This window comes from Streptomyces sp. NPDC057900 (genome assembly GCF_042887885.1).
Taxonomy (GTDB): domain Bacteria; phylum Actinomycetota; class Actinomycetes; order Streptomycetales; family Streptomycetaceae; genus Streptomyces.
Map to the genome: position 1 here is coordinate 143,911 of NZ_JBHVOI010000007.1, position 25,401 is coordinate 169,311.

Genomic DNA, 25,401 nt, shown 5'->3' on the forward strand with positions numbered 1-25,401 from the left:
TTACTTGTTCTCCTCGGTACGGGCGGCGGGCGACGGGTGGGACGGGGCGGCGGGTCCGGAGCCGCCCAGCAGCAGGTAGAGCACGGCCATCCGGATGGAGACCCCGTTGGCGACCTGCTCGACGACCGTGCAGCGGTCGGAGTCGGCGACCTCGGCGGTGATCTCCATGCCGCGGACCATCGGGCCGGGGTGCATGACGATGGCGTCCCCCGGCATCTTCGCCATCCGCTCGCCGTCCAGGCCGTAGCGGCGGGAGTACTCCCGCTCGGTCGGGAAGTACGCGGCGTTCATCCGCTCACGCTGCACACGCAGCATCATCACCGCGTCCGACTCCGGCAGCACCTTGTCGAGGCTGTAGCTGACGTCGCAGGGCCACTGCTCGACGCCGACCGGGACCAGGGTCGGCGGGGCCACCAGTGTGACGTGCGCGCCGAGGGTGGTCAGCAGGTGGACGTTGGAGCGGGCGACCCGGCTGTGCAGGATGTCGCCGACGATCGTGATCCGGCGTCCGGAGAGGTCCTCGCCGAGTCCGGCGTCCGCCCCGACCAGCCTGCGGCGCATCGTGAAGGCGTCCAGCAGGGCCTGGGTGGGGTGCTCGTGGGTGCCGTCACCCGCGTTGACGACCGCGCCGTCGATCCAGCCGGAGGTGGCCAGCCGGTAGGGGGCGCCGGAGGCGCCGTGCCGGATGACGACGGCGTCGGCGCCCATCGCCTCCAGGGTCAGGGCGGTGTCCTTGAGCGACTCGCCCTTGGAGACGGACGAGCCCTTGGCTGAGAAGTTGATGACGTCGGCGGACAGCCGCTTGGCGGCCGCCTCGAACGAGATGCGGGTGCGCGTCGAGTCCTCGAAGAAGAGGTTGACGACGGTACGGCCGCGCAGGGTGGGGAGCTTCTTGATCGGCCGGTCCGCGACCCTGGCCATTTCCTCTGCGGTGTCGAGGATCAGGACGGCGTCGTCGCGGGTGAGGTCGGCGGCCGAGATGAGGTGACGCTTCATCTGGGTGTTCTCCGGGTGGCTGGAGGGTTCAGGCGTGCGGGCGTGCGGAAGCCGCCGTACGGCGGGTGGGCCGTACGCGAGGTGCGGTTACTGCTCGCCCGACGGGGCGGTCCGCCCGGCACCGAGCAGGACGGCGTCGCGGCCGTCCTCCTCGTCGAGCTGGACCTTGACCGTCTCCCGCAGCGACGTGGGGAGGTTCTTGCCGACGTAGTCGGCGCGGATCGGGAGTTCGCGGTGTCCGCGGTCGACGAGGACCGCGAGCTGCACCGCGCGGGGGCGGCCGATGTCGCCGAGCGCGTCGAGCGCGGCGCGGATCGTACGGCCGGAGAAGAGGACGTCGTCGACGAGGACGACCAGGCGGCCCTCGATGCCCTCGCCGGGGATCTCGGTGCGGGCCAGGGCCCGTGCCGGGTGCATCCGCAGGTCGTCGCGGTACATGGTGATGTCGAGGGAGCCGACCGGCATCTTCCGGCCGGTGATCTCTTCGAGCTTGTCGGCGAGCCGGCGGGCGAGGTAGACGCCCCGGGTCGGAATGCCGAGGAGCACCACGTCGTCGGCGCCCTTGGCGCGTTCGACGATCTCGTGGGCGATACGGGTCAGTACTCGGGCGATGTCGGGAGCCTCAAGAACGGGGCGTGCCGCATTGCCGGTGGCGTCGTGCTGTGCGTCCATAAGAAACGGACCTCCTTCTCCGCCTCACCGGACGGATCTTAAAGGACGTCGAAATTGCGTCATCCACGTTACCAGGGCTTGTGCAGGGCCCTCGACGCACCCCCGGGAGGTACCGGCCCGAACCTTTCAGCTTGACGCACCCAAGTAACGCTGCGTAACCTCACAGTGAGTTACCAGCCACGCGGCGGAGCCGCGAAATGTTCCAGCGTCCCGGGAGCCTTATGTCCAGCGAATACGCAAAGCAGCTCGGGGCCAAGCTCCGTGCCATCCGCACCCAGCAGGGCCTCTCCCTCCATGGCGTCGAGGAGAAGTCCCAGGGCCGCTGGAAGGCCGTCGTCGTGGGGTCGTACGAGCGCGGTGACCGTGCCGTGACCGTGCAGCGCCTCGCCGAGCTGGCCGACTTCTACGGTGTCCCCGTGCAGGAGCTCCTGCCCGGTACGACGCCCGGTGGCGCCGCCGAGCCGCCGCCGAAGCTCGTCCTGGACCTGGAGCGCCTCGCCCACGTCCCGCCGGAGAAGGCCGGACCGTTGCAGCGCTACGCGGCAACGATCCAGAGCCAGCGCGGTGACTACAACGGCAAGGTGCTCTCGATCCGCCAGGACGACCTGCGCACGCTCGCCGTGATCTACGACCAGTCCCCCTCCGTGCTCACGGAACAGCTGATCAGCTGGGGTGTGCTGGACGCGGACGCGCGCCGCGCCGTCGCCCACGACGAGGGCTGAGCCCCCCCAGCAGAAACGTACCGCCGGACCGGCGGGGCCCTTTCCCGGGCGCCCCGCCGGTCCGGCGTTGCTGTTTTCCCGGCCGTCCGCCCCCGCGGACGGGCGGCGGTCACGACGAAGGGCCCGCGGTCTGCTGACCGCGGGCCCTTCGTCGACTGAACGGCGCCGGTGGCTACTGCTCCCGGCGGAGGTTCGGCTTGAGGTCCTTGAAGCGGGCCAGCAGGCCGTTCACGAAGGACGGGGAGTCGTCGGTGGAGAACTCCTTGGCGATCTGGACCGCCTCGTCGATCACCACCGCGTCCGGTGTCGCGTCCACCCAGATCAGCTCGTACGCACCGAGCCGCAGGATGTTCCGGTCGACGACCGGCATCCGGTCGATCTCCCAGTCCACCGCGTAGGTGACGATGAGGTCGTCGATGCGGTCCGCGTACTGCGCGTACCCCTCGACGAGCTCCATCGTGTACTCGGTGACCGGCGGCTGACGGGTGTCGGACCGCGAGTGCCGCACCCAGTCCGCGAGGACCGTCTGCACGGACTCACCGCGCTGGTCGGCCTCGAAGAGGATCTGGAAGGCGCGCTTGCGGGCCGTGTTCCGGGCAGCCACGGTTAGCTGTTCACCCGGCCGAGGTAATCGCCCGAGCGGGTGTCGACCTTGATCTTCTCGCCGGTCGTGATGAAGAGCGGGACACCGATCTCGTAACCGGTCTCCAGCGTGGCGGGCTTGGTGCCGCCGGTGGAGCGGTCGCCCTGGACGCCCGGGTCCGTGTGCTGGATGACGAGCTCGACGGCGGCCGGCAGCTCGACGTAGAGCACCTCGCCCTCGTGCTGCGCGACGGAGGCGGTGAAGCCCTCGATCAGGAAGTTGGCGGCGTCGCCGACGGACTTGCGGTCGACCATCAGCTGGTCGTACGTGTCCATGTCCATGAAGACGAAGTACTCGCCGTCCATGTACGAGAACTGCATGTCGCGCCGGTCAATGGTGGCCGTTTCGACCTTCACACCGGCGTTGAACGTCTTGTCGACGACCTTGCCGGAGAGCACGTTCTTGAGCTTGGTGCGCACGAAGGCGGGGCCCTTGCCGGGCTTGACGTGCTGGAACTCGACGACGGACCAGAGCTGGCCTCCGTCGAGCTTGAGCACCAGGCCGTTCTTGAGGTCGTTCGTGGAAGCCACGGTTGCGGAATCTCCTGGACTGAAGCTGGTGGAACGACCGAGGATGCGCGCTAGAGCGCGAGCAGCTCCTTGGTCGTAATGGTGAGTAGCTCGGGTCCGCCGTCCGCCTCGGGGCGCACGACGAGCGTGTCATCGATCCGGACCCCGCCCCGGCCCGGGAGGTGGACCCCCGGTTCGACGGTGACCGGCACACAAGCGTCCAGTTTACCCATGGCCGCAGGTGCCAGTTGCGGGTCCTCGTCGATTTCGAGCCCGACCCCGTGCCCAGTCCGGGTCACAAGGCCCTCACCATGGCCCGCGGAGTCCAGGAGGTGGCGGGCCGCACGGTCCACGTCGCGGTAGGCCGCGCCGGGCACAAGTGCCTCCCGTCCAGCCCTCTGAGCGGCGAAAACCAGGTCGTAGAGCTCGACCTGCCAGTCGGCGGGAGCGGTGCCGATGACGAAGGTGCGGCCGATCTCGCACCGGTAGCCGCGGTAGTTCGCACCGAGGCAGACCGAGAGGAAATCTCCTTCCTCCACTCTTCGGTCCGAGGGCCGGTGACGGCCCCGGCCGGAGTTGGGGCCGGTGGCGACGGACGTGGTGAAGGCGGGGCCGTCGGCGCCGTGGTCCACCAGCCGGCGTTCCAGTTCCAGCGCGAGGTGGCGCTCGGTACGGCCGACCAGGATCGATTCGAGGAGTTCGCCGAGCGCCTGGTCGGTGATCTCGGCTGCGATCCGCAGGCAGCCGATCTCCTCCTCGTCCTTGACGATGCGCAGCTGCTCGACGGTGACCCCGAGGTCGGCCAGCCGGAGCTTCGGGGCGACCGCGCCCATGGCCCGGTGCCGGGCCACGGTCAGATCGTGCTCCTCGACGGCCAGCGACTCCGCACCCGCGGAGGTGGCCAGACCGGCGGCGGCGACCACCGGATCGCCGCCGGTCACCGAGAGCAGGTCCACCCGGAGCTGTTCGTCGGTACGTCCGTCGGCCGGGTCGCCGGTCGGCGGTCGGGGGCAGAGCAGAACGTCCTCGTCGGGGCCGAGCAGCAGCACGGCGCCCGGCGGCGCTCCCCCTGCCAGATAGCGGACATTGGCGGGGCGGGAGACCAGGGCGGCCGCGGATCCGACGGCGGCGCACCGGTCGCGGAGCAGCCCGCGTCGGACGGCGTACACCTCTGACATGCATCGAGCGTACGAGCGCGGCCCCGGGCCCGCGCGGTCAGCGCACCCGACCGGGGGGCGCCGCACCGGCCGGGCCCGGCTACCAGGCCGGGGGGCTGGCTATGGAGCGGGCGAGTATGTCGTCCAGGACGCGGGCGGTGGTCTCCACGTCGTACGTGGAGTTGTCGATGATCGGCAGCCCGGAGCCGTACCAGCCGGCCATCCGGCCGTGGATGCGGGCGACCTCCTCGTCCGAGAGGCGGCGGTTGCCGCTGCGGGCGGCATTGCGCTCCAGGACGACCTCCAGGCCCGGCAGCAGGACGACGGGCAGCAGCCCGGGGCCCACGTGGCGCTTCCAGCCGCCGAGGCCGACCACGGGGCGGTCCGGGAAGACCGCGTCGTCGAGGATGCAGGAGATGCCGTTGGCCAGGAAGTTACGGGCGGCGAAGCCGCAGGTGCGGCGCGCCAGCCGGTACTGGGCCTCCGACTGGTCGTTCCACCCCGCCTGCGGGTCCGCGAAGCCGGAGCAGACCCACTCCCGGACGTCGTCGAGGCTGACGTGGGCGGTGGGGACCCGGCGGCGGCTGGCCCAGAGCTTGGCGACGGTGGTCTTTCCGGCGCCCGCGGGGCCGATCAGGAGCACGGCGAGGGTCGCGGTGCCGGTCCCTGGCTCTGCGGGCGGCGCGGGCAGCGGTACGGGCCCGCCGGGCGGCAGCTGGATGTGCCCGGTGCTCTCCCGGGAGACCGGCGCCGGCGCCTGGTGCGGCGCCGGGCCGCTCCAGCCCTGGCCCTGCGCCTGGCCCTGGGTCTGCTGGGCGGGCGGGGCCTGCGGCGGCGTGGCGGGGCGGCCGGCCGGCGGCGGGGGGACGGGGCGGCTCGACGGGGGCGGGCCGGGGGGACCGGCCGCCGGCCCGGCCGGTGGGCCGGGGTGGCCGGGGTGCTGGGCCTGCTGCGACCATCCGACAGGCCCGGTCCCGGGTCCGTGGGGCGGCGGCAGCGGTGCCCCCACTGCGTGCTGCATCCGGTGGCACTCCGTCTCGTACAGGCAACTGGCGCTGGTGGAACGGCAACCGTACAGTCCCCGGCCGCCACACAGGGAACGGCCGGGGACCGTACGAAGTGCCCCGACGGCCGAGTCGGCCACGCCGGCCGTGCGGTGCGAGGTCCGTCAGTCCGTCAGTTCGTCGGCGAGGGCCCGCAGCGCGAGCCGGTAGGAGCCGATGCCGAACCCCGCCACGGTCCCGGTGGCGACCGGTGCGACCACGGAGTTGTGGCGGAATTCCTCGCGCGCGTACGGGTTCGAGATGTGTACCTCGATCAGCGGGGCGGTGCGCTGGGCGGCCGCGTCCCGCATTCCGTACGAATAGTGCGTGAAGGCGCCCGGGTTGAGAACGACCGGAATCGAACCGTCCGCGGCCTCGTGCAGCCAGCGGATCAGCTCCCCCTCGTCGTTGGTCTCCCGGACGTCGACGTCGAAGCCGAGCTCCTTGCCGAGCGTGCGGCAGGCCTCGACGAGCCCGGCGTACGAGGTGGCCCCGTAGACGTCGGGCTCGCGTGAGCCCAGCCGGCCGAGGTTGGGCCCGTTGAGGACGAGGACCCGTCGGGTCACGCCGACACCTCCCCGTAGGCGGCGAGCAGTACGGCGGGGTCGGGGCCCTCCAGTACGGTCGGCTTGCCGAGGCCGTCCAGGACGATGAAGCGCAGGAGGTCGCCGCGGGACTTCTTGTCGACCTTCATGTTCTCCAGCAGCTTGGGCCACTGGTCGCCGCGGTAGGTGAGCGGCAGCCCGACGGACTCCAGGACCGCGCGGTGCCGGTCGGCGGTCGCGTCGTCCAGCCGCCCGGCCAGCCGGCCCAGTTCGGCGGCGAAGACCATGCCGACCGAGACGGCCGCGCCGTGCCGCCACTTGTAGCGCTCGTTCTTCTCGATCGCGTGCGCCAGGGTGTGGCCGTAGTTGAGGATCTCGCGCAGCCCGGACTCCTTGAGGTCGCTGGAGACGACCTCCGCCTTCACCCGGATGGCGCGTTCGATCAGCTCGGAGGTGTGCGGTCCGGCCGGTGTGCGCGCGCCCTGGGGGTCGGCCTCGACGAGGTCGAGGATGGCCGGGTCCGCGATGAAGCCGGCCTTGATGATCTCGGCCATGCCGCTCACGTAGTCGTTGACCGGCAGTGAGTCCAGGGCGGCGAGGTCGCAGAGCACTCCGGCGGGCGGGTGGAAGGCGCCGACGAGGTTCTTGCCCTCGGCGGTGTTGATGCCGGTCTTGCCGCCGACGGCCGCGTCCACCATGGCGAGCACGGTGGTGGGTACGGCGATCCAGCGCACTCCGCGCAGCCAGGTCGCGGCGACGAAGCCCGCGACGTCCGTGGTGGCGCCGCCGCCCACGCCGACGATGACGTCGGTGCGGGTGAAGCCGGTCTGGCCGAGCGCCTTCCAGCAGTAGGCCGCGACCTCGACGGTCTTGGCCTCCTCCGCGTTCGGCAGCTGGATCGCGATGGCCTCGTAGCCCTGGTCCGCGAGGTCCTGGCGGACGGCCTCGCCGGTTTCCGCGAGCGCCTCGGGGTGCAGGACCGCTACGCGCTTGACGCGGTCACCGATGAACGTGGGCAGCTCGCCCAGCAGTTGCCGGCCGATCACCACCTCGTACGGGTCGGTGCCCGCGCTGCCGGCGATCTGGATTCGGGTGGGTCCCTGCTCGGTCATCGTTGCGTTCTCCCGGCCGGACGACGGCGCGTCCGGCAGTTCCAGTGCTTCGAGGACCGCCTGGGCGACCTCGTGCGGTGTGCGCTCGTCGGTCGCGACGACCGCGCGGGCCACGTCCGTGTAGAGGTGGCGGCGGGCCTCCATGAGCTCGCGCCACTGCCGGCGCGGATTCACGGCGAGCAGCGGGCGCGCGGTGTTCAGCCCGACCCGCTTGACCGCTTCGTCGACGTCCATCGAGAGGTAGACGACGGCGTGGCCGGCCAGCAGGGCGCGGGTCGCCTCGTCGAGGACGGCGCCGCCGCCGAGCGAGAGGACACCCGTGTGCTCCGCGACCGCGTCGTGGACGGCCCGGCGCTCCAGCTCGCGGAACCGCTCCTCGCCCTCGTCGTAGAAGATCTCCGCGATCGGCTTCCCGGCCGTGGCGACGACATCCGCGTCGGTGTCCCGGTAGGTGGTGCCGAGCCGTTCGGCGAGCAGCTCGCCGACGGTGGACTTGCCTACGCCCATCGGGCCGACCAGGACGATCAGCGGGGCGCTCATCGGATCTGCAGGTGGTCGAGGTACGACTGCACGTTGCGGTGGGTCTCGGGGACGCTGTCGCCGCCGAACTTCTCCGCGACCGCGTCGGCGAGGACCAGCGCGACCATCGCCTCCGCGACGATCCCGGCGGCCGGGACCGCACAGACATCGGAGCGCTGGTGGTGGGCCTTGGCGGGCTCGCCGGTCACCACGTCGACGGTGGCCAGGGCGCGCGGCACGGTCGCGATGGGCTTCATCGCGGCGCGGACGCGCAGCAGCTCGCCGGTGGTGAGACCGCCCTCGGTGCCGCCGGAGCGGCCGGAGGCGCGCTTGATGCCGTCCTCCGTCACCAGGATCTCGTCGTGCGCCTGCGAACCCGGCACCCGGGCCAGATCGAAGCCGTCCCCGACCTCGACACCCTTGATGGCCTGGATGCCCATGAGCGCGGCGGCGAGGCGGGCGTCGAGCCGGCGGTCCCAGTGCACGTGCGAACCGAGGCCGACCGGCACTCCGTACGCCAGCACCTCGACCACACCGCCGAGCGTGTCGCCGTCCTTGTGGGCCTGGTCGATCTCCGCGACCATCTGCTTGCTCGCGTCCTGGTCGAGGCAGCGCACCGGGTCGGCGTCGAGCTTCTCGACGTCGGCCGGTGTCGGGTAGACCCCATAGGGCGCCTTGGCGGCGGCCAGCTCGACGACATGGCTGACGATCTCGATGCCGGCCGTCTCCTTGAGGTATGACCGGGCGACCGCTCCGAGGGCGACGCGCGCCGCGGTCTCCCGGGCGCTGGCGCGCTCCAGGACCGGGCGGGCCTCGTCGAAGCCGTACTTCTGCATGCCGGCGAGGTCGGCGTGGCCGGGCCGGGGGCGGGTCAGCGGGGCGTTACGGGCCTGCGCGGCGAGCACGTCGGGGTCGACCGGGTCGGCCGACATGACCTGCTCCCACTTGGGCCACTCGGTGTTGCCCACCATCACGGCGACCGGCGAGCCCATGGTCAGGCCGTGCCGGACCCCGCCCAGGAAGGTGACCTCGTCCCGCTCGAACTTCATCCGGGCGCCGCGGCCGTATCCGAGCCGTCGCCGGGCGAGCGCGTCCGCCACCATCTCCGTGGTGACCGGGACACCGGCGGGAAGACCCTCCAGCGTCGCCACCAGTGCGGGGCCGTGCGACTCCCCCGCGGTCAGCCAGCGCAACCTGCTCAACGGTGCTCCTCATGCTCGCGCCTGAAATCCGAACGGCGCGACCGGGTGCGCGGCCCTGGCCCGCCGCCCCCGATCCTCCCACGGACCGGACACCCGACCCGCCGCCGGTCCAGCAGACGGACGGATCAACGGACGGATCGAGCGGCGAGGAACGCGGTCAGCGGGCGGCGAGCGCCTGTTCGCCGGCCTGCCTCATGGCGGCCAGCGGCGCGGGCGTGCGGCCCGTCATCTGCTCGACCTGGAGGACCGCCTGGTGCACCAGGAGATCGAGACCTCCGATGACTGCGCCGTCGTGGGCCGCCCAGGCGGCCGCGAGTCCGGTGGGCCAGGGCTCGTACAGCACGTCGAAGAGCGTGCCCGGAGCCTTGGGCAGCGCTCCCGCCAGCGCGTCCGTCGCCCCGGCGGGGGTGGTCGCGATGACCAGCGGGGCGCGCAGCGCCTGCTCGGCCTCCGCCCAGTCGGCGATCCGGACGTCGACGCCGAGCCGTTCGCCCCAGCCGCGCATCTCGTCACCGCGTTCCCGGCTGCGGACATAGGCCGTGACCGGTCCCGCGCAGATCTCGGAAAGGGCGGCGAGGGCGGAGGAGGCGGTGGCTCCGGCTCCGAGGACGGCCGCGGACTCCGTCTTCTCGACGCCCCGCTCACGCAGAGCGGCGATCATGCCGGGGATATCGGTGTTGTCGCCGGTACGCCGGCCGTCCTCGGTGAGGACGACCGTGTTGACGGCCTCGACCGAGGCGGCGGTCTCGCTGATCCCGTCCAGCAGCGGGATGACCGCCCGCTTGAGCGGCATGGTCAGCGAGAGCCCGGCCCATGTTCCGTCCAGGCCCTCGACGAAGCCGGGCAGCGCGGCCTCGTCGATCTCGTACCGGTCGTAGGACCAGCCGTCGAGGCCGAGTGCGGCGTACGCGGCCCGGTGCAGGACCGGGGAGAGCGAGTGTGCGATGGGTGAGCCGAGGACGGCCGCCCGGTGCCGCGTGTCAGTCGAGACCATGCTGTTCCTTGAACTTCTGGTTGAGCTTCTCGTGCTCTGCGGCCGTCTTGGTGAACTGGGTCTTCTTGCCGTCGAGCGAGATGAAGAACATCCATCCGTCGCCGGTCGGACTCAGCGTCGCGCGCAGTGCCTCGTCCCCGGGGTTGCTGATGGGCCCTGGCGGCAGACCGGCGTGGTAATAGGTGTTGTAGGGATCCGGGTTGGTCCGGATCTCCTTCGACCCAATCTTGATCTTGCTCTGCTTCTTGAGGTAATTGAACGCGGAGTCGAATTCGAGCAACCGGTTCGTGGCCGTGTTATCCGGCTTCAGTCGGTTGTAGACGACTTCCGCCATCTTGCGGAAGTCGTCATGCGTGAGACCTTCCGCCTGGACCAGGCTGGCCACGGTGAGTACCTGCCACGGGCCGTCCAGCTTGTACTTCTTGGCGGTTCCTTCGAGATCGAGCTTCTTGTACTCGTCGTTGGACCGCGAGACCATCTTTTCGAGAATCGCCTCCGGCTTGGTTTCCTTCGTGACCGGATACGCGGCCGGGTAGAGGAAGCCTTCCAGCGGGTCCTTGATGTCCTTGTTCTTGCTCGCCCAGCCGGGCAGGCCCAGGTCGGACTTCTTGGACTTGGCGATGCCCTCGGTCGTGCCCTCCTTGAGGCTCAGCTTCTTGTCGATCATCGCGTAGACGGCGGCGTTGCGGGAACCCTCGGGGATCACCAGCAGGTTCTGGCTCTTCGGGTCGAGCATCATCTTCAGGGCCTCGGACGCGGCCATCTTCTCGTGCAGCAGATAGACGCCGGCCTGGATCGACTTCCCCTTGGGGTCCTCGCTCTGCGCCGAGACGAAGGCGTCGACGCTCTTCACCACGCCCTGCTTCTTCAGGATGTTGGCGATGTCGTACCCGTACGAGCCCTTGGGGATCTCGATCTCGACGGTCCCGGAGCCAGTGCCCGCGTAGTCCTCCGCCGGGCCGAATTTGTCCTGGTAGTACGAGTAGCCGAAGTAGCCCACTCCGCCTACGCCGCCGACCAGGACAAGAGAGATGACGAGACAGGCGCAGCCGTTGCGGCCCTTCTTCTTCTTGCCCTTGCCCCGGCGCTCGTCCCCGCCTCCGCGGCGGGAGTCGCGGGAGTCATCGTCGTCGTCGTAGTCGTCGTCCTTGGCGTCGCCGCCGTCCACACCCGTGAAGAAGGGGTGGGTCTCCTCCGGCTGGACCTCGGGGTCCCAGTCGGGGTTCTGCGCGGGCGTCTGTTCGGGTGCCGGCTCGGCCACCTGCTCGGGCACCGCCTGGCGGCGGCCGGGGGGCTGCGGCGGCGGGTAGGCCTCGGGGGTGCCGTAGTAGTCGTTCGTCTCGCCGTAGCCGTACCCGGCGGCGGGCTGGCCCTCGTACGGCATCGCGGCCGGCTGCTGACCGGTGTCCCAGCCCCCGTTATAGGAAGGCTGCTGGGCGTACGGGTCCTGCTGGGCGCCGTACTGGGGCTGCTGCTGGTACTGCTGCTGCGCGTACGGATCCTGCTGCGGGTGCTGTTGCGGCTGCTGCGCGTACGGGTCGTGCTGCTGCTGCGGCTGGGCGTACGGGTCGTGCTGTTGCTGCTGCTGTTGCCCTTGCTGGTGCTGCTGCGCGTAAGGATCCTGCGGCTGCTGGTGCTGCTGCGCGTACGGGTCCTGCGGCTGCTGCTGGGCGGCGTACGGGTCCTGCGGGTAGGGCTGCTGCTGGCCGCCGTACTGGCTCTGGCCGTGGGCAGGCTGCTGGCCTCCCCATCCCTGGTCCCCGTACAAGGGGTCCTCGGGATGCCACGGTTCGGAGCCGGGGCCCCGGCCATACTCAGTCATCGATCCCCTTGAGCCGCGAGACGACGTTCCGTCTCTTTGCTGTGCGGTGTTTGTTCGAACACCGCCGCATCGCGCGGAACGTTACCGTATCGCGATCAGACAACCACTTCGACGCCCTCACCGGGAGGATTGCCCGAAGCCCGTTCGGACTCCAGAGCGTTCTGAAGGATCACCACAGCGGCAGCCTGGTCGATGACGGAACGGCCCTTTTTGGACTTCACGCCCGATGCGCGCAGGCCCTGACTCGCCGTCACTGTGGTCATCCTCTCGTCCAGCAATCGCACCGGAATGGGTGCGACCGCGCGGGCGAACACATCCGCGAAGGCGCGGACCTTTGCCGCGGCCGGCCCCTCTCCCCCACCGAGGGAGCGGGGCAGGCCGACGATGACCTCGATCGGCTCGTACTCCGCGACGATCTGGCCGAGCCGCCGGTGGGCGGCCGGGACATCGCGTCCCGGCACGGTCTCCACCGGGGTGGCGAGGATCCCGTCGGGGTCGCACGAGGCGACCCCGATCCGGGCGTCCCCGACGTCGATCGCCAGCCGGCGACCGCGGCGCATCCGCGTCATGTCCGGCGTCACGCCGTCTCGGTGACGAGGCGTTCGACAGCGGCGACGGCGTCACCGATGGCGTCCGGGTTCGTACCGCCGCCCTGGGCGACGTCCGGCTTGCCGCCGCCTCCGCCGCCGAGGGTCTTGGCGGCGGTGCGGACCAGGTCACCGGCCTTGAGGCCACGCTCGCGAGCGGCCTCGTTGGTGGCGATGACGGTCAGCGGGCGGCCGTTGGCCGTGGTGAACAGGGCCACGACGGCCGGGCGGCCGCCCTGGATGCGCCCGCGCACGTCGAGGACGAGCTTGCGCAGGTCGTCGGCCGAGGTGCCGTCCGGGACCTGACCGGTGACCAGGGCGACGCCCCGGACGTCCTGGGCGGAGTCGACGAGTCCGGCGGCGGCCTGGAGCACCTTCTCCGCGCGGAACTTCTCGATCTCCTTCTCGGCGTCCTTCAGCTTGCCGAGCATCCCGGCGATCTTCTCCGGGAGCTCCTCCGGACGGCCCTTGACGAGCTCCTGGAGCTGGGCGACGACCGTGTGCTCCCTGGCGAGGAAGTTGTACGCGTCGACGCCGACGAGGGCCTCGATGCGGCGTACGCCGGAGCCGATGGACGACTCCCCGAGCAGCTTCACCAGACCGAGCTGGGCGGTGTTGTGGACGTGCGTGCCGCCGCACAGCTCCTTGGAGAAGTCCCCGATGGTGACGACCCGGACCCGCTCGCCGTACTTCTCACCGAACTCCGCGATGGCGCCCTGCTTCTTGGCCTCGTCGATGGACATGACCTCGGCCTGGACGTCGAGCTCGCGGGCGAGCACGGTGTTGATCTTCTGCTCGACGTCGGTGAGGACCGTGCCGGGTACGGCGGCGGGCGAGCCGAAGTCGAAGCGGAACCGGCCCGGGGAGTTCTCGGAACCGGCCTGGGCGGCCGTCGGGCCCAGCGCGTCGCGCAGCGCCTGGTGCGTGAGGTGGGTGGCGCTGTGGGCGCGGGCGATGGCCCGGCGGCGGGTGTTGTCGATGGAGGCGAGGGCGGCGGCACCGACCGTGACCTCACCAACCTGGACGACGCCCTTGTGGACGTGTACGCCGGGAACCGGCTTCTGGACGTCGCGGACCTCGATCACCGCGCCGGTGTCGAGCCGGATCCGCCCGGTGTCGGCGAGCTGGCCGCCGCCCTCGGCGTAGAACGGGGTGCGGTCCAGGACGACCTCGACCTCGTCGCCCTCCAGGGCGGCGGGCGAGGGGACACCGTCGACGAGGAGGCCGACGATCGTCGACTCGCCCTCGGTCATGGTGTAGCCGGTGAACTCGGTGGCACCGGAGTTGTCCGCGACCTCGCGGTAGGCGGACAGGTCGGCGTGACCGGTCTTCTTGGCGCGGGCGTCGGCCTTGGCCTTGTCCCGCTGCTCCTGCATCAGGCGGCGGAACCCGTCCTCGTCCACGGACAGGCCCTGCTCGGCGGCCATCTCCAGGGTGAGGTCGATCGGGAAGCCCCAGGTGTCGTGGAGCAGGAACGCCTTGTCGCCAGCGATGACCCGGCCACCGGCGGCCTTGGTCTCGGTGACGGCCGTCTCAAGGATGTTCGTGCCGCCCTTGAGGGCCTTGAGGAAGGCGGCTTCCTCCGCGAGGGCGACGGTCTCGATGCGCTTGCGGTCGGTGATCAGTTCGGGGTACTGGAGCCCCATCGTCTCGATGACGACGCCGACCAGCTCGTTGACGACGGAGCCGGTGGAGCCCATCAGCCGCATCATGCGGATGGCGCGGCGCATGATGCGGCGCAGCACGTAGCCGCGGCCCTCGTTGCCGGGGGTGACGCCGTCGCCGATGAGCATCACGGAGGTACGGATGTGGTCGGCGACGACGCGCAGCGAGACGTCCGTGGACTCGGCGGCGCCGTAGCGCACCCCGGTCAGCTCGGTGGCCTTGTCCATGACGACGCGCAGGGTGTCGGTCTCGTACATGTTCTGCACGCCCTGCAGGATCATCGCGAGGCGTTCGAGGCCGAGTCCGGTGTCGATGTTCTTGGAGGGCAGGTCCCCGAGGATCGGGAAGTCGTCCTTGCCGTCGCCGGCGCCGCGCTCGTACTGCATGAAGACCAGGTTCCAGATCTCCACGTACCGCTCGTCGTTGACGGCCGGGCCGCCCTCGACGCCGAACTCGGGGCCGCGGTCGTAGTTGATCTCGGAACAGGGACCGCAGGGGCCGGGGACGCCCATGGACCAGAAGTTGTCCTTCTTGCCCAGACGCTGGATGCGCTCGGCGGGAACACCGATCTTGTCGCGCCAGATGGCCTCGGCCTCGTCGTCGTCGAGGTAGACCGTGATCCACAGGCGCTCGGGCTCCAGGCCGAAGCCGCCGTCCGCCACGGAGCTGGTGAGCAGCTCCCAGGCGTACTCGATGGCGCCTTCCTTGAAGTAGTCGCCGAAGGAGAAGTTCCCGCACATCTGGAAGAAGGTGCCGTGCCGGGTGGTCTTGCCGACCTCTTCGATGTCCGGCGTACGGACGCACTTCTGCACGCTGGTGACGCGCGGGGCGGGCGGCTTGACCTCACCGAGGAAGTACGGCTTGAAGGGCACCATGCCGGCCGGGACCAGCAGCAGAGTCGGGTCGTCCGCGATGAGCGACGCCGAAGGGACGACGGTGTGACCGCGCTCTTCGTAGAAGCTCAGCCAGCGGCGACGAATTTCAGCCGACTCCATCAGTGGTCCTCATTCCGGTTGTACGAGTTGTAGGGAAGCGTGCGATTGCGGGCGGGCGCCCCGCGCCTGCCGGGTGGCGCCGCCTCGACGGCGAAGTGGGGCTGTACCGGGAGGTCCGGGTCGACCGGGGCTTCGAGCCCCAGCGCCTCGCCCAGTTCGGCCTCGCGCCTGACCATGCCCTCGCGGACATCCAGCGCGAAGTCCTTGAGCCGGTGACCGGCCACGACCGCCTTGTCGGCGGCCTGCGCGGCGAGGCTCTCGGGGGTCAGCTGCTTGATCTTGCGGTTGACCTTGGCGGTGGCCCAGACCCCGGCGGCTGCGCCGGCGGTGAACCAGAACGTACGGCGGAACATCGCTGCGTCAGTCCTTCGATCCGCGGGAGTTTCTGCCGTTGCGCTTCCTGCCACGCGCGGACGGCACGGTCCGGCCGACGATCACCGATCGCCGGGAACGCGCTTCCGGTTCGGGAGCGGTCTTGCGGCCGATGGCCTGCCGGACCCCGTAGCCGAACGCGGCGACCTTGACCAGCGGGCCGCCGAAGGTGGAAGCGACGGTGGTGGAGAGCGCCGAGGCGTTGGAGGTGACCTCCTGGACGTCCGTCGCGATCGCGTCGACCTTGTCGAGCTGGGTCTGCGCGGAACGTACGGTCGCGGACGCGTCGGCGAGCAGCGGGACGGCCTGTTCGGTCACGTCCGCCACGAGTCTGGTGGTCGCCCTGAGCGTCTGCGCGAGCCTCACCAGCACGACGGCGAGGAACGAAACCAGGATCGCCCAGAAGACGGCCACCAGGATCCCGGCCACCTCACCACCGGACACAGTGCACCGCTCTCTCTGGCTTGTCGTCTGTCTCTGCGTTATGTCTCTGCGTTGTTCAGCGCAGATCACCGCCTCCGAGCCTATCGCGCCGGGGCTCACGCCCTGTACCGCATTACCGCCTGGCACGGCGGGAGTTCCCGCAACGAGATTGTACGGAGCGCTTTCGGGCCAGTACTCTGCGTGTTTCATGCGACGCTCTCAGCGCCCCTTCCCCTCCTCCGACGGTCCGGATACACCGCCCACCGCCCGTGGCGGGCCCGCACACGGCCTTCCGGGCAATCTCCCGGCGGAACTGAACAGGTTCGTGGGACGTGACGACGAGCTGGCCGCGCTCGCCGGACTCCTGGAGGGGTCCCGGCTGGTGACCGTCGTGGGAGTGGGCGGGGTCGGCAAGTCCCGGCTGGTCAACAGGGTCGCGACCCTCCTGGAGAAACGGTACTGCGACGGGGTCTGGCTGCTGGAGCTGTCCGACGTCCACGATCCGGAGCTGCTGGAACACGCACTCGTGGACGCGCTGGGCCTGACCGACCACACCAACAGGCCGCCGCGCACCACGCTGCTGGAACACTGCGCCGGGCGCCGGCTCCTGTTGGTGATCGACGGATTCGAACATCTCGTGGACGCCTGTGCGGAGTTGGTACGGGACCTGCTGCGCCGGGCCCCCGGACTCCGGGTGCTGGCGGCCGGCCGGCTGCCGCTGGAACTCGACGGCGAGGCCACCTACCCGCTCGCGACCATGACGGACCCGGACGCGCTCCGGCTCTTCGCGGAGCGGGCCAGGGCGGTGCAGCCGGAGTTCCGGCTGACCGAGGACACCCGGGGCGCGGTCCAGGAGCTCTGCCGGCGGCTGGACGGGATTCCGCTCGCGCTGGAGCTGGCGGCCGGGCGGCTGCGGGCGCTCTCGGCCGAGCAGGTGCTGGAACGCCTCGACGACCGCTTCCGGCTGCTGACCGGCGGCAGCCGCAGCGCGCTGGCCCGCCATCAGACGCTCCGTACGGCCATCGGCTGGAGCCATGAACTCTGTGCCCCGGAACAGCGGCTGCTGTGGTCGCGGCTCTCCGTCTTCGCCGGGCAGTTCGATCTGGAGGCGGTGGAGTACATCTGCAGCGGCTCCGAGCTGCCGGCCGACTCGGTGCTCGACGTGCTCTCCGGGCTGCTCGCCCAGTCCATCGTGCTGCGCGAGGACTCGCCGGCCGGAACCCGCTACCGGATGCTCGACACGGTGCGCGAGTACGGCGCCGAGTGGCTGGCGGCCACCGGGGAGACGGAGCGGCTGCGGCGGCGCCACCGCGACTGGTTCCTGGGGCTGGCGACCTGGTGCGAGCTGGACTGGTTCAGCCCGAGGCAGAGCGAGGTGGCGGCCCGGGTGGAGAGCGAACTGCCCAATCTGCGGCGGGCCATGGAGTGCTCGCTGGAGTGCCCGGAGGAGGCGCATCTCGCCCAGTACCTGGCGGGCACGCTCTGGTTCCTGTGGGTCGGCTGCGGGCGGCTCTCCGAGGGGCGGCACTGGCTGGACCACGTACTGGAGGAGGAGAGCCCGTACGACTCCTCCCGGCTGAAGGCGCTGTGGGTCCTCGGCTATGTCGCGGTGCTGCAGGGGGACCCGGTGGGAGCGATCTCCGCGCTGACCGAGTGCCGGGAGGAGGCGGAGCTCGCCGGTGACGCCACGGCCTCCGCGTACGCGCTGCACCGCACCGGCTGCCTGGCGCTCGTCACGGACGACACGGCGCGGGCGCAGGAACTGCTGCACGAGGCGCTCGGCCGCTACCGGGAGCTCGGGGAGCTGAACAGCAATGTGCTGATGGCCCAGGTCGAACTCGCGATGTCGGTCGGGTTCCGGGGCGAGCTGGACCGCGCGGTCACGATCTGCGAGGAGGTCCGGGAGATCTGCGAGGACCACGGGGAGCGCTGGGCCCTCAGCTACGCGCTGTTCGTCCTGGCCTTCGCCGCCCTGGAGCGGGACCGTCCGGCACGGGCCAGGGAGCTCCTCGGGGAGTCCCTTTCCATCACCCACGCCTTCCACGATCTGCTCGGCGCCGTGCTCTCGCTGGAACTGCTGGCACTGGTCACGGTGGTCGAGGGCGACGCGGACGAGGCGGCGCTGCTGCAGGGGGCCGCCGAACAGATCTGGCCATCGGTGGGGCTGCCGCTGTTCGGCTCCGAGCACTACGGGGCGCCCAGGGTCCGGTGCGAGGAGCTGGCCCGCCGGGAGCTGGGCGAGGAGCGGTACGCCTCGCAGCGGCGGGCCGGTGCGGGGCTGGGCACCGACGCGGTGGTGGCCAGGGCGCTGGCCGGGCGCCCCGGGGAGCGGCAGAACGACGCGGACACCGACGCGGCGGAGGCGCCGGGGCCGCCTCCCGGTACCGGGAAGACGCGAAAGCCCGCCGCCTCCCCGGCTTCGGGAAGGGGCGGGCCTGAGCGCTGGTGAAGAGCGGCTACGCCTGGATCAGCGGGCGTAGTACTCGACGACGAGCTGCTCGTCGCAGATCACGGGGATTTCCTTGCGGTTCGGGTCCCGGTCAAGGCGGAAGGCCAGGGCCTTCAGGTTCACCTGCAGGTAGCGCGGGGTCTCACCGTCGGTGTCGTAACCACCCTCGCGGGCAACCTGGAAGGGGTGCTTGTCGCGGCTGCGCTCGCGGACCATCACGATGTTATCGGGACGGACACGGAAGGACGGCTTGTCGACCTTCTGGCCGTCGACCTCGATGTGACCGTGCACGACCATCTGGCGCGCCTGGTAGATCGTCTTGGCGATACCGGAACGCAGGACCAGCGCGTCGAGGCGGCGCTCCAGCTCGACGACGAGAGCCTCGCCCGTCTTGCCTTCGGCCTTCTTGGCGCGGTCGTAGGCGCGGGCCATCTGGCGCTCGCTGATGTCGTACTGGGCGCGCAGACGCTGCTTCTCCAGCAGACGGACCTTGTAGTCCGAGTTCTGCTTGCGGCCGCGGCCGTGCTCGCCCGGCGGGTAGGGGCGGGCCTCGAAGTACTTGACGGCCTTCGGCGTCAGCGCAATGCCGAGCGCGCGGCTCTTCTTGACCTTGGGACGCGACTGATTAGGCACGTTCTCCAGACCTCCGTTGTGGGTTAGGTTAGGCTCACCTTACTCAAGGAGATCGCATGTCTCGCCCTGGGAACACCACACACGTCACGGACAGCACAGACAGCGGCAGCACACCTGAAGGTGCTGCTACGACGGAAGGCCGATCTGATCGTGGTCAGCCGCGTCCCAGCGGGCTTGAAAACACTCGGATGCCGTCAGCAGCCGAGCGCACACGAACTCTCGTACAGAGTACCTGCTCTTCGGTACTGCTCATCCCCGGCCTCGACTCGGCCGGCTCGGACCAGCTGATGCCGCTCTCCCGCAGCGTGGGTCCGGACGGGGATCTCTTCCTCGAATTCCCCGCGGAATCCCCGGCGGTACGGGCCGCGACGCACGCCCAGGACGACGAGCTGACGGCAGTGCTGGAGATCACCGACGTCGCCCCGGTCTCCGTACCGCACCGCATCCGCGGCCGGGCCCGGGTCTTCGGCTGGCTCACCACCGTACCGGGCCTGGCGGGACCCGGCCGGATGCTCCTGCGGCTGGAGACGGGCGAGGCGTACGTCGACGACCTCTGGGGTGCGCAGAGCGTCGACCCGGAGGAGTTCCGCGACGCGTCCGCCGACCCGCTCGTCATCCACGAGGCGGAGCTGCTGCAGCATCTGCACGCGGCGCACGGCGAACAGCTGGGCACACTGTCCGGCCTGCTCGGCGAGCGGGCCACGCCCGGCCGCTCGGCGTACCCCCCGGCCGTCGTACCGCTCGCGCTGGACCGGCTGGGGCTGCGGGTACGGGTGTGCGAGCGGGACGGCAGGTGCTTCGACGCCCGCTTCGAGTTCCCCGAGCCGGTGCGTGATGTGAACGAGCTGCGGCACGCCATGCACACGCTCTTCGAGGCGGCCGCATCCTGAGGGCCCCGGCTCCCGGCTACGAGGCGGCCCTCAGGTCCCGGTCGGGCCCGCGTCGCCGTCGTCGGTGCGGCCGAGCCGCTCGCGGACCCGGTCCGCCACGTCCGCGTAACGCGCCTCCGCGCCGTACCGGGTGGGCCGGTAGTAACGCTTGTCGCGCACGGCGTCCGGGGCGTACTGCTGGGCGGCGATACCGCCGGGGACGTCATGCGGATAGACATAGCCCTGTGCGTGCCCCAGCTTGGCAGCCCCCTTGTAGTGGCCGTCGCGCAGATGGGCCGGGACGGGGCCGGCCAGGCCCTTGCGCACGTCGTCCTGGGCAGCCGAGATCGCCAGCGTCGCCGCGTTGGACTTGGGGGCGAGCGCCAGGGCGATCGTGGCGTGGCTGAGGGTGAGCGCCGCCTCCGGGAAGCCGATCATCGCGACGGCCTGGGCCGCCGCCACCGCCGTGGGCAGCGCCGTGGGATCCGCGAGACCGATGTCCTCGCTGGCCGAGATCATCAGCCGCCGGGCGATGAACCGGGGGTCCTCCCCGGCCTCGATCATCCGGGCCAGATAGTGCAGCGCGGCGTCGACGTCCGAGCCTCGGATCGACTTGATCAGGGCGCTCGCCACGTCGTAGTGCTGGTCGCCGTCCCGGTCGTACTTCACCGCGGCGCGGTCGACCGTCTCCTCCAGGGTCAGCAGGGTGATCTCCGGCTCCCCCTTGGACAGCGCCGCACCGGCCGCCGCCTCCAGCGCCGTCAGCGCCCGGCGTGCGTCACCGCCCGCGATGCGCAGCAGATGCTCCTCCGCGTCCTCGGGCAGCGTCACCGCGCCGCCGAGTCCGCGCTCGTCGGCCAGGGCGCGGTGCAGCAGACCGCGCAGGTCGTCGTCGGTCAGCGATTCCAGGGTCAGCAGCAGGGAACGCGAGAGCAGCGGCGAGATGATCGAGAAGTAGGGATTCTCCGTGGTGGCCGCGATCAGCGTCACCCAGCGGTTCTCGACGGCCGGGAGCAGTGAGTCCTGCTGTGCCTTGGAGAAGCGGTGGATCTCGTCCAGGAAGAGGACGGTCTCCTTGCCGTAGCCGCCGGTGGCGCGCCGGGCGCCCTCGATGACCGCCCGCACTTCCTTGACGCCCGCGGTGATCGCGGAGAGCTCGACGAAGCGCTTGTTGGTGGCCTTGCTGACCACGTACGCCAGGGTCGTCTTGCCGATGCCGGGCGGGCCCCAGAGGATCACGGAGGAGGGGCCGGCCGGTCCCCCGCTGCCTTCTCCGACGAGACGGCGCAGCGGTGAGCCCGGTTTGAGCAGATGCTGCTGGCCGACGACCTCGTCGAGGGTACGCGGGCGCATCCGGACAGCGAGGGGGCTGCTGGACGGGTCCTTCTCCTGGCGGTCTTCGGCTGCTGCGGTAAAGAGGTCGGGCTCCACGTTTCGAACCCTATGTCACCGCACTGACAACCCTGCCGGGCCCCGGGCCACGGGCGGGGAGCCGCGCGGCGCACGGGCCGCTCAGCTGGTCCAGAAGTCCCACCAGCGGGTCAGGATGAGCATGCCGATGATGCCGACCCACAGGACCGGCGGCACCCAGTGGAACTCGGTCAGTCCGTTCCGCAGCCAGCTGGGCGCCGGAATGATGCGGTGCTTGATGTTGTGCGTGGTGACGTAGCAGAACATGAAGATCGTGGCGACCCAGGCCAGGCAGCACCACAGGCACAGGGAGTTGATGTTGTACAGCGACTGGTACTGGAGCCAGGTGCAGAAGCCGACGCCGAACAGGGTGCCCGCGTTCATCCCCAGCCAGTACCAGCTCCGGAAGCGCGCTCCGGCGAGCAGCGCCAGGCCGATGCCCATGATCACGGGGTAGGTGGCGAGCCCGAGCCACGGGTTCGGGAAGCCGAAGGCGGCCGCCTGCTCGCTCTTCATGATGTTGCCGCAGGACACCACCGGGTTGAGACTGCAGCCCGGGACGAAGCTGGGGTCCTCCATCAGCTTGAGCTTGTCGAGCGTGATGACCCACGCGGCGAGGAGTCCGGCAGCGCCCGTGATCACCAGCAGCAGTGCGAACGCACGACTGCCGCCGATGGTCCTCTTCCCGCCGTCCTCGTCCTGGTCGGAGGAGGGATGGTCAACCGCTGCAGTCGTCATATCGCCATTCCGTCACTGAGTAGCCTGCTGGGCACGGTCATTGTGCCGTACCGCCGCGCCGGTCCTCCGTTCGATGAACATAAAGATGCGCGCGGAATCAGCGTGCGGTTCCGGGTACGGAGGGCGCCGACGGCACTGCGGGCAGGCGCTCTTGGGCCCGGCCGGGCTGCCGGCCTCCGCCTACCGGCACCGGCTCTGCCGGACCGGAACCCCCCGGCAGCGTGAATCCCGCCGCGCCGGGTTGACGCTGCGGGCGGGGGTGCGATGCCGCCGGTCGCGGGCGGACGGGGACACCCCGCCCGCCCGCGACCCGTGCGGGTCCTACCCGAGGCGCGCCTTGATCGCCTCGGTCACCTCGGCCAGCGGAACGGCCGTCTGCTCACCGGACTCCATGTCCTTGAGCTGCACGACGCCCTCGGCCAGATCGCGCTCGCCGGCCACCACGGTGAACCGCGCGCCCGACCGGTTGGCGCTCTTCATCGCGCCCTTGAGGCCGCGGCCCCCGAACGCGAAGTCCGCGGCCACCCCCTCGCGGCGCAGCCGCGTCACGACGGCGAACAGCTGGCGCCGGGCCTCCTCGCCGAGCGGTACGGCGAAGACGCTGGTGGTCGAGGGCAGTTCGAGTTCGATGCCCTCCGCCTCCAGGGCGAGCACCGTGCGGTCCACGCCGAGCGCCCAGCCGACCGACGGGAGCGCCGGTCCGCCGATCATCTCGGAGAGGCCGTCGTACCGGCCGCCGCCGCCCACCGCGGACTGCGAGCCCAGTCCGTCGTGGACGAACTCGAAGGTGGTGCGGGTGTAGTAGTCGAGGCCTCGGACGAGCTTCTCGTCGTCCTCGTACACCACGCCCGCCTCGTTGAGCAGGTCGCGGACCTCCTCGTGGTACGCCTTGCAGGCGTCGCAGAGGTAGTCGCGCAGCACCGGGGCGCCGGTCAGCTGCTTCTGGACCTCGGGGCGCTTGTCGTCGAGGACCCGGAGCGGGTTGATCTCGATGCGGCGGCGGGTCTCGTCGTCCAGGTCGAGCTCGCGCAGGAAGCCCTGGAGCGCGTCGCGGTAGACGGGCCGGCACTCCTTGTCGCCCAGCGAGTTCAGCAGGATGCGGAACTCGCGCAGGCCCAGGGTGCGGTACGCCTGGTCGGCCAGGATGATCAGCTCGGCGTCCAGCGCCGGGTCCTCCGCGCCGATGGCCTCGGCACCGACCTGCGAGAAGTGGCGGTAACGGCCCTTCTGCGGGCGCTCGTAGCGGTAGTAGGAGCCGGAGTACCAGAGCTTGACCGGCAGGTTGCCGAGCTTGTGGAGGTTGGCCTCCAGCGCGGCGCGCAGCACGGAGGCGGTGCCCTCGGGGCGCAGCGCCAGCTGGGAGCCGCCCTTGGTGGTGAGGGTGTACATCTCCTTGCTCACGATGTCGGTGGACTCACCGACTCCTCGGGAGAAGAGGGCCACGTCCTCGAAGCCGGGGGTCTCGATGTAGCCGTAGCCGGAGTTCTTCAGGGGTGCGGAGATCGCCTCGCGCACGGCGAGGTACTTCGCGGAGCTGGGCGGGGTCAGGTCGTACGTGCCCTTGGGGGCCTTGAAGGTGCTCACGATTTCGCTCTCGTCACATTCCTCGTCGGGGCGCGTCCATACCGTGCAGATACGGGTTGGTGGCGCGCTCGCGGCCGATGGTCGTCTGGGGGCCGTGGCCGGACAGCACCACGGTCGAGTCGTCGAGCGGCAGGCACACACGGGCCAGCGACTCAAGCAGCTCGGCGTGGTCGCCGCCGGGCAGGTCGGTGCGTCCGACGGAGCCGGCGAAGAGCAGGTCGCCCGAGAAGAGGACCTGCGGAACATCCGCGGCCTCGGGCATCCTGAACGTCACCGACCCCTTGGTATGGCCGGGCGCATGCGAGACACCGAACTCCAGACCGGCCAGCGTCAGCCGCGCGCCGTCGCTCAGCTCCTTGACGTCGTCCGGCTCCCCCACCGTCAGCTCGCCCATGAGCGGCATCCCGATGGAGCGGCCGAGGGCCTTCTCCGGGTCGCTCATCATGTAGCGGTCCTCCGGGTGGATCCAGGCGGGGACGTCGTGGGCGCCGCACACCGGGACGACCGAGGCGACGTGGTCGATGTGGCCATGGGTGAGTACGACGGCGACGGGCTTCAGCCGATGCTTGCGCAGTGCTTCCTCGACCCCGGAGGCGGCCTGGTGGCCCGGGTCGATGATCACGCACTCCTCACCCGCGGCGGGGGCGACCAGGTAACAGTTGGTCCCCCAGGCCCCGGCGGGGAACCCGGCAATGAGCACGATCGTCCTTAATGGTCGTCCGACGAGGGGTTGCGGCCGCACGGTCGCAGCAGTTCAGAGCCTACCGGCGCTCCTCATTCCACAGCTAACCCATATACGGTACGGGGCAACTCAGGCCCGATCACACGACGTACAAGGAGATCACCCGGTGGTCAGCAGCGATCAGCGGCGGCGGCAGCTCGCCAGGGAGAAGTTCGAGCGGCAGCAGCAGCGCCGGGAGGAGGCCCGTCGCCGGACCCGTCGGCTGACGGTCATCATCACCTCCGCGGTGGCCGCGGTGGCCGTCATAGGCGGCATCACGTACTTCGCCACCGGCGACGACGGCAAGAAGGACAAGACCGACGCGGCCGCGAGCGCCAGCCCGTCGGCGTCCCCCTCGGCTTCTCCCTCGGCGAGCGAGAAGAGCGCTCCCGAGCCGGCGATGAAGATCGACAAGAAGGCGAAGTACACCCTGTCGCTCAAGACGAGCCAGGGCGACATCGCGTTCACGATGGACGCGGCGAAGACCCCGCACACGACGAACTCCTTCAAGTCGCTGGCGGACAAGGGCTTCTTCGACGGCACCAAGTGCCACCGGCTGACCACGCAGGGTATTTTCGTCCTCCAGTGCGGTGACCCCAAGGGCGACGGCACCGGCGGTCCGGGCTACACGATCCCGGACGAGAACCTCACCGCGCTGGGCAAGCCGGGCAAGGAGGGCGCGGTGACCTACCCGGCGGGCACGGTGGCGATGGCCAACACCGGCCAGCCGCACACCGGTGGCAGCCAGTTCTTCCTGGTCTACAAGGACACCAAGCTGCCGCCCACCTACACGCCGTTCGGCACGATGGACGCGGCTTCGCTGAAGGCCGTGGAGGCCATCGGCAAGGCGGGGGTCACCGGCGGTGCCGGTGACGGTGCGCCGAAGAAGGCCGTGAACATCTCGAAGGCGGCCGTCGACAAGGCGTGAGTACGGCGGGCCCCGGCATGATCCGCACGACGGCACCGGGCGCGGGCCGGATAATTTCGGCCGCGCGGAGTGCGGACAGCCGGGCGGCCCG

At 70.6% G+C, this 25,401-nt stretch carries 24 protein-coding genes; 4 read left to right on the plus strand and 20 right to left on the minus strand.

Annotated features, from left to right (window positions below; all coding sequences use genetic code 11):
• Positions 1-996: an aspartate carbamoyltransferase catalytic subunit gene (locus ACFVQ0_RS25195; RefSeq protein WP_390091486.1), complete on the minus strand. Its 996-nt coding sequence runs from the start codon at positions 994-996 to the stop codon at positions 1-3.
• Positions 997-1,083: 87 nt separating this feature from the next.
• Positions 1,084-1,668 (minus strand): bifunctional pyr operon transcriptional regulator/uracil phosphoribosyltransferase PyrR, encoded by a 585-nt coding sequence (gene pyrR, locus ACFVQ0_RS25200; RefSeq protein ID WP_390091487.1) that lies wholly within the window; start codon positions 1,666-1,668, stop codon positions 1,084-1,086.
• Between the two features lie 221 nt (positions 1,669-1,889).
• On the opposite strand from pyrR, the gene bldD reads away from it, so the two are divergent.
• On the plus strand, positions 1,890-2,390 hold the full coding sequence (gene bldD / locus ACFVQ0_RS25205) for a transcriptional regulator BldD (RefSeq protein WP_014157378.1): 501 nt from the start codon (positions 1,890-1,892) through the stop codon (positions 2,388-2,390).
• 172 nt (positions 2,391-2,562) lie between these two features.
• Here bldD and nusB read toward each other — a convergent pair whose 3' ends face one another.
• The 13 genes from nusB to ACFVQ0_RS25270 all read right to left on the minus strand — a co-directional run bounded on the left by nusB (position 2,563) and on the right by ACFVQ0_RS25270 (position 15,984).
• On the minus strand, positions 2,563-2,994 hold the full coding sequence (nusB, locus tag ACFVQ0_RS25210) for a transcription antitermination factor NusB (protein WP_024490948.1): 432 nt from the start codon (positions 2,992-2,994) through the stop codon (positions 2,563-2,565).
• A gap of 2 nt (positions 2,995-2,996) precedes the next feature.
• Positions 2,997-3,563, minus strand: coding sequence for an elongation factor P (gene efp, locus ACFVQ0_RS25215; RefSeq protein ID WP_024490947.1), 567 nt, complete (start codon positions 3,561-3,563; stop codon positions 2,997-2,999).
• A 50-nt stretch (positions 3,564-3,613) separates the two neighbouring features.
• Positions 3,614-4,720, minus strand: a complete 1,107-nt coding sequence (locus tag ACFVQ0_RS25220) for an aminopeptidase P family protein (RefSeq protein ID WP_390091488.1) — start codon at positions 4,718-4,720, stop codon at positions 3,614-3,616.
• Between the two features lie 79 nt (positions 4,721-4,799).
• The gene (locus tag ACFVQ0_RS25225; RefSeq protein WP_390091489.1) at positions 4,800-5,720 is read right to left on the minus strand and encodes a Pro-rich N-terminal domain-containing protein; all 921 of its coding nucleotides are present in this window, start codon (positions 5,718-5,720) and stop codon (positions 4,800-4,802) included.
• 147 nt (positions 5,721-5,867) lie between these two features.
• Positions 5,868-6,308: a type II 3-dehydroquinate dehydratase gene (gene aroQ, locus ACFVQ0_RS25230; RefSeq protein ID WP_024491791.1), complete on the minus strand. Its 441-nt coding sequence runs from the start codon at positions 6,306-6,308 to the stop codon at positions 5,868-5,870.
• A complete protein-coding gene (aroB, locus tag ACFVQ0_RS25235; RefSeq protein ID WP_390091490.1) occupies positions 6,305-7,939 on the minus strand; it encodes a 3-dehydroquinate synthase in 1,635 nt (544 codons plus the stop codon). Before aroB ends, aroQ begins: the two co-directional genes overlap by 4 nt.
• Positions 7,936-9,120, minus strand: a complete 1,185-nt coding sequence (gene aroC, locus ACFVQ0_RS25240; protein ID WP_390091491.1) for a chorismate synthase — start codon at positions 9,118-9,120, stop codon at positions 7,936-7,938. The genes aroB and aroC overlap by 4 nt, the downstream gene beginning before the upstream one ends.
• 157 nt (positions 9,121-9,277) lie before the next feature.
• Positions 9,278-10,114 carry a shikimate dehydrogenase gene (locus ACFVQ0_RS25245; protein ID WP_390091492.1) on the minus strand — a complete coding sequence of 279 codons (837 nt, stop codon included), beginning with the start codon at positions 10,112-10,114 and terminating at the stop codon, positions 9,278-9,280.
• On the minus strand, positions 10,101-11,936 hold the full coding sequence (mltG, locus tag ACFVQ0_RS25250) for an endolytic transglycosylase MltG (RefSeq protein WP_390091493.1): 1,836 nt from the start codon (positions 11,934-11,936) through the stop codon (positions 10,101-10,103). Before mltG ends, ACFVQ0_RS25245 begins: the two co-directional genes overlap by 14 nt.
• Before the next feature lie 95 nt (positions 11,937-12,031).
• On the minus strand, positions 12,032-12,505 hold the full coding sequence (gene ruvX, locus ACFVQ0_RS25255) for a Holliday junction resolvase RuvX (RefSeq protein WP_390091641.1): 474 nt from the start codon (positions 12,503-12,505) through the stop codon (positions 12,032-12,034).
• An 8-nt stretch (positions 12,506-12,513) separates the two neighbouring features.
• Positions 12,514-15,183, minus strand: coding sequence for an alanine--tRNA ligase (gene alaS, locus ACFVQ0_RS25260; RefSeq protein ID WP_390091494.1), 2,670 nt, complete (start codon positions 15,181-15,183; stop codon positions 12,514-12,516).
• Positions 15,183-15,536: a DUF6167 family protein gene (locus tag ACFVQ0_RS25265; protein ID WP_390091495.1), complete on the minus strand. Its 354-nt coding sequence runs from the start codon at positions 15,534-15,536 to the stop codon at positions 15,183-15,185. The genes alaS and ACFVQ0_RS25265 overlap by 1 nt, the downstream gene beginning before the upstream one ends.
• Before the next feature lie 7 nt (positions 15,537-15,543).
• Positions 15,544-15,984: a DUF948 domain-containing protein gene (locus ACFVQ0_RS25270; protein ID WP_073737538.1), complete on the minus strand. Its 441-nt coding sequence runs from the start codon at positions 15,982-15,984 to the stop codon at positions 15,544-15,546.
• Positions 15,985-16,186: 202 nt separating this feature from the next.
• On the opposite strand from ACFVQ0_RS25270, the gene ACFVQ0_RS25275 reads away from it, so the two are divergent.
• Positions 16,187-18,427 carry an ATP-binding protein gene (locus ACFVQ0_RS25275; RefSeq protein WP_390091496.1) on the plus strand — a complete coding sequence of 747 codons (2,241 nt, stop codon included), beginning with the start codon at positions 16,187-16,189 and terminating at the stop codon, positions 18,425-18,427.
• Positions 18,428-18,445: 18 nt separating this feature from the next.
• On the opposite strand, the gene rpsD is transcribed toward ACFVQ0_RS25275, so the two are convergent.
• Entirely contained in the window at positions 18,446-19,060 is a 615-nt protein-coding gene (rpsD, locus tag ACFVQ0_RS25280) for a 30S ribosomal protein S4 (RefSeq protein WP_311306772.1), read from the minus strand.
• A gap of 188 nt (positions 19,061-19,248) precedes the next feature.
• On the opposite strand from rpsD, the gene ACFVQ0_RS25285 reads away from it, so the two are divergent.
• Entirely contained in the window at positions 19,249-19,950 is a 702-nt protein-coding gene (locus ACFVQ0_RS25285) for a DUF2470 domain-containing protein (RefSeq protein WP_390091497.1), read from the plus strand.
• Positions 19,951-19,980: 30 nt separating this feature from the next.
• Here the strand turns inward: ACFVQ0_RS25285 and ACFVQ0_RS25290 are convergent, their stop codons facing one another.
• The 4 genes from ACFVQ0_RS25290 to ACFVQ0_RS25305 all read right to left on the minus strand — a co-directional run bounded on the left by ACFVQ0_RS25290 (position 19,981) and on the right by ACFVQ0_RS25305 (position 24,361).
• The gene (locus ACFVQ0_RS25290) at positions 19,981-21,360 is read right to left on the minus strand and encodes a replication-associated recombination protein A (RefSeq protein WP_390091498.1); all 1,380 of its coding nucleotides are present in this window, start codon (positions 21,358-21,360) and stop codon (positions 19,981-19,983) included.
• An 81-nt stretch (positions 21,361-21,441) separates the two neighbouring features.
• Complete coding sequence (locus ACFVQ0_RS25295) at positions 21,442-22,077, minus strand: vitamin K epoxide reductase family protein (RefSeq protein ID WP_390091499.1); 636 nt, start codon at positions 22,075-22,077, stop codon at positions 21,442-21,444.
• 321 nt (positions 22,078-22,398) lie between these two features.
• The gene (gene hisS / locus ACFVQ0_RS25300) at positions 22,399-23,661 is read right to left on the minus strand and encodes a histidine--tRNA ligase (protein WP_390091500.1); all 1,263 of its coding nucleotides are present in this window, start codon (positions 23,659-23,661) and stop codon (positions 22,399-22,401) included.
• A gap of 13 nt (positions 23,662-23,674) precedes the next feature.
• The gene (locus ACFVQ0_RS25305; protein WP_389213642.1) at positions 23,675-24,361 is read right to left on the minus strand and encodes an MBL fold metallo-hydrolase; all 687 of its coding nucleotides are present in this window, start codon (positions 24,359-24,361) and stop codon (positions 23,675-23,677) included.
• A 148-nt stretch (positions 24,362-24,509) separates the two neighbouring features.
• On the opposite strand from ACFVQ0_RS25305, the gene ACFVQ0_RS25310 reads away from it, so the two are divergent.
• Positions 24,510-25,310 (plus strand): peptidylprolyl isomerase, encoded by an 801-nt coding sequence (locus tag ACFVQ0_RS25310; protein WP_390091501.1) that lies wholly within the window; start codon positions 24,510-24,512, stop codon positions 25,308-25,310.
• The last annotated feature ends 91 nt before the right edge of the window (positions 25,311-25,401 follow it).

Coding starts and splice junctions, on each gene's coding strand:
- aroB (WP_390091490.1), bottom strand. CDS start 7,939: ATGAGCGCCCCGCTGATCGTCCTGGTCGGCCCGATGGGCGTAGGCAAG.
- ACFVQ0_RS25195 (WP_390091486.1), bottom strand. CDS start 996: ATGAAGCGTCACCTCATCTCGGCCGCCGACCTCACCCGCGACGACGCC.
- ACFVQ0_RS25295 (WP_390091499.1), bottom strand. CDS start 22,077: ATGACGACTGCAGCGGTTGACCATCCCTCCTCCGACCAGGACGAGGAC.
- ACFVQ0_RS25245 (WP_390091492.1), bottom strand. CDS start 10,114: ATGGTCTCGACTGACACGCGGCACCGGGCGGCCGTCCTCGGCTCACCC.
- ruvX (WP_390091641.1), bottom strand. CDS start 12,505: ATGACGCGGATGCGCCGCGGTCGCCGGCTGGCGATCGACGTCGGGGAC.
- ACFVQ0_RS25220 (WP_390091488.1), bottom strand. CDS start 4,720: ATGTCAGAGGTGTACGCCGTCCGACGCGGGCTGCTCCGCGACCGGTGC.
- ACFVQ0_RS25225 (WP_390091489.1), bottom strand. CDS start 5,720: ATGCAGCACGCAGTGGGGGCACCGCTGCCGCCGCCCCACGGACCCGGG.
- alaS (WP_390091494.1), bottom strand. CDS start 15,183: ATGGAGTCGGCTGAAATTCGTCGCCGCTGGCTGAGCTTCTACGAAGAG.
- ACFVQ0_RS25275 (WP_390091496.1), top strand. CDS start 16,187: ATGCGACGCTCTCAGCGCCCCTTCCCCTCCTCCGACGGTCCGGATACA.
- ACFVQ0_RS25285 (WP_390091497.1), top strand. CDS start 19,249: ATGCCGTCAGCAGCCGAGCGCACACGAACTCTCGTACAGAGTACCTGC.
- ACFVQ0_RS25265 (WP_390091495.1), bottom strand. CDS start 15,536: ATGTTCCGCCGTACGTTCTGGTTCACCGCCGGCGCAGCCGCCGGGGTC.
- bldD (WP_014157378.1), top strand. CDS start 1,890: ATGTCCAGCGAATACGCAAAGCAGCTCGGGGCCAAGCTCCGTGCCATC.
- mltG (WP_390091493.1), bottom strand. CDS start 11,936: ATGACTGAGTATGGCCGGGGCCCCGGCTCCGAACCGTGGCATCCCGAG.
- pyrR (WP_390091487.1), bottom strand. CDS start 1,668: ATGGACGCACAGCACGACGCCACCGGCAATGCGGCACGCCCCGTTCTT.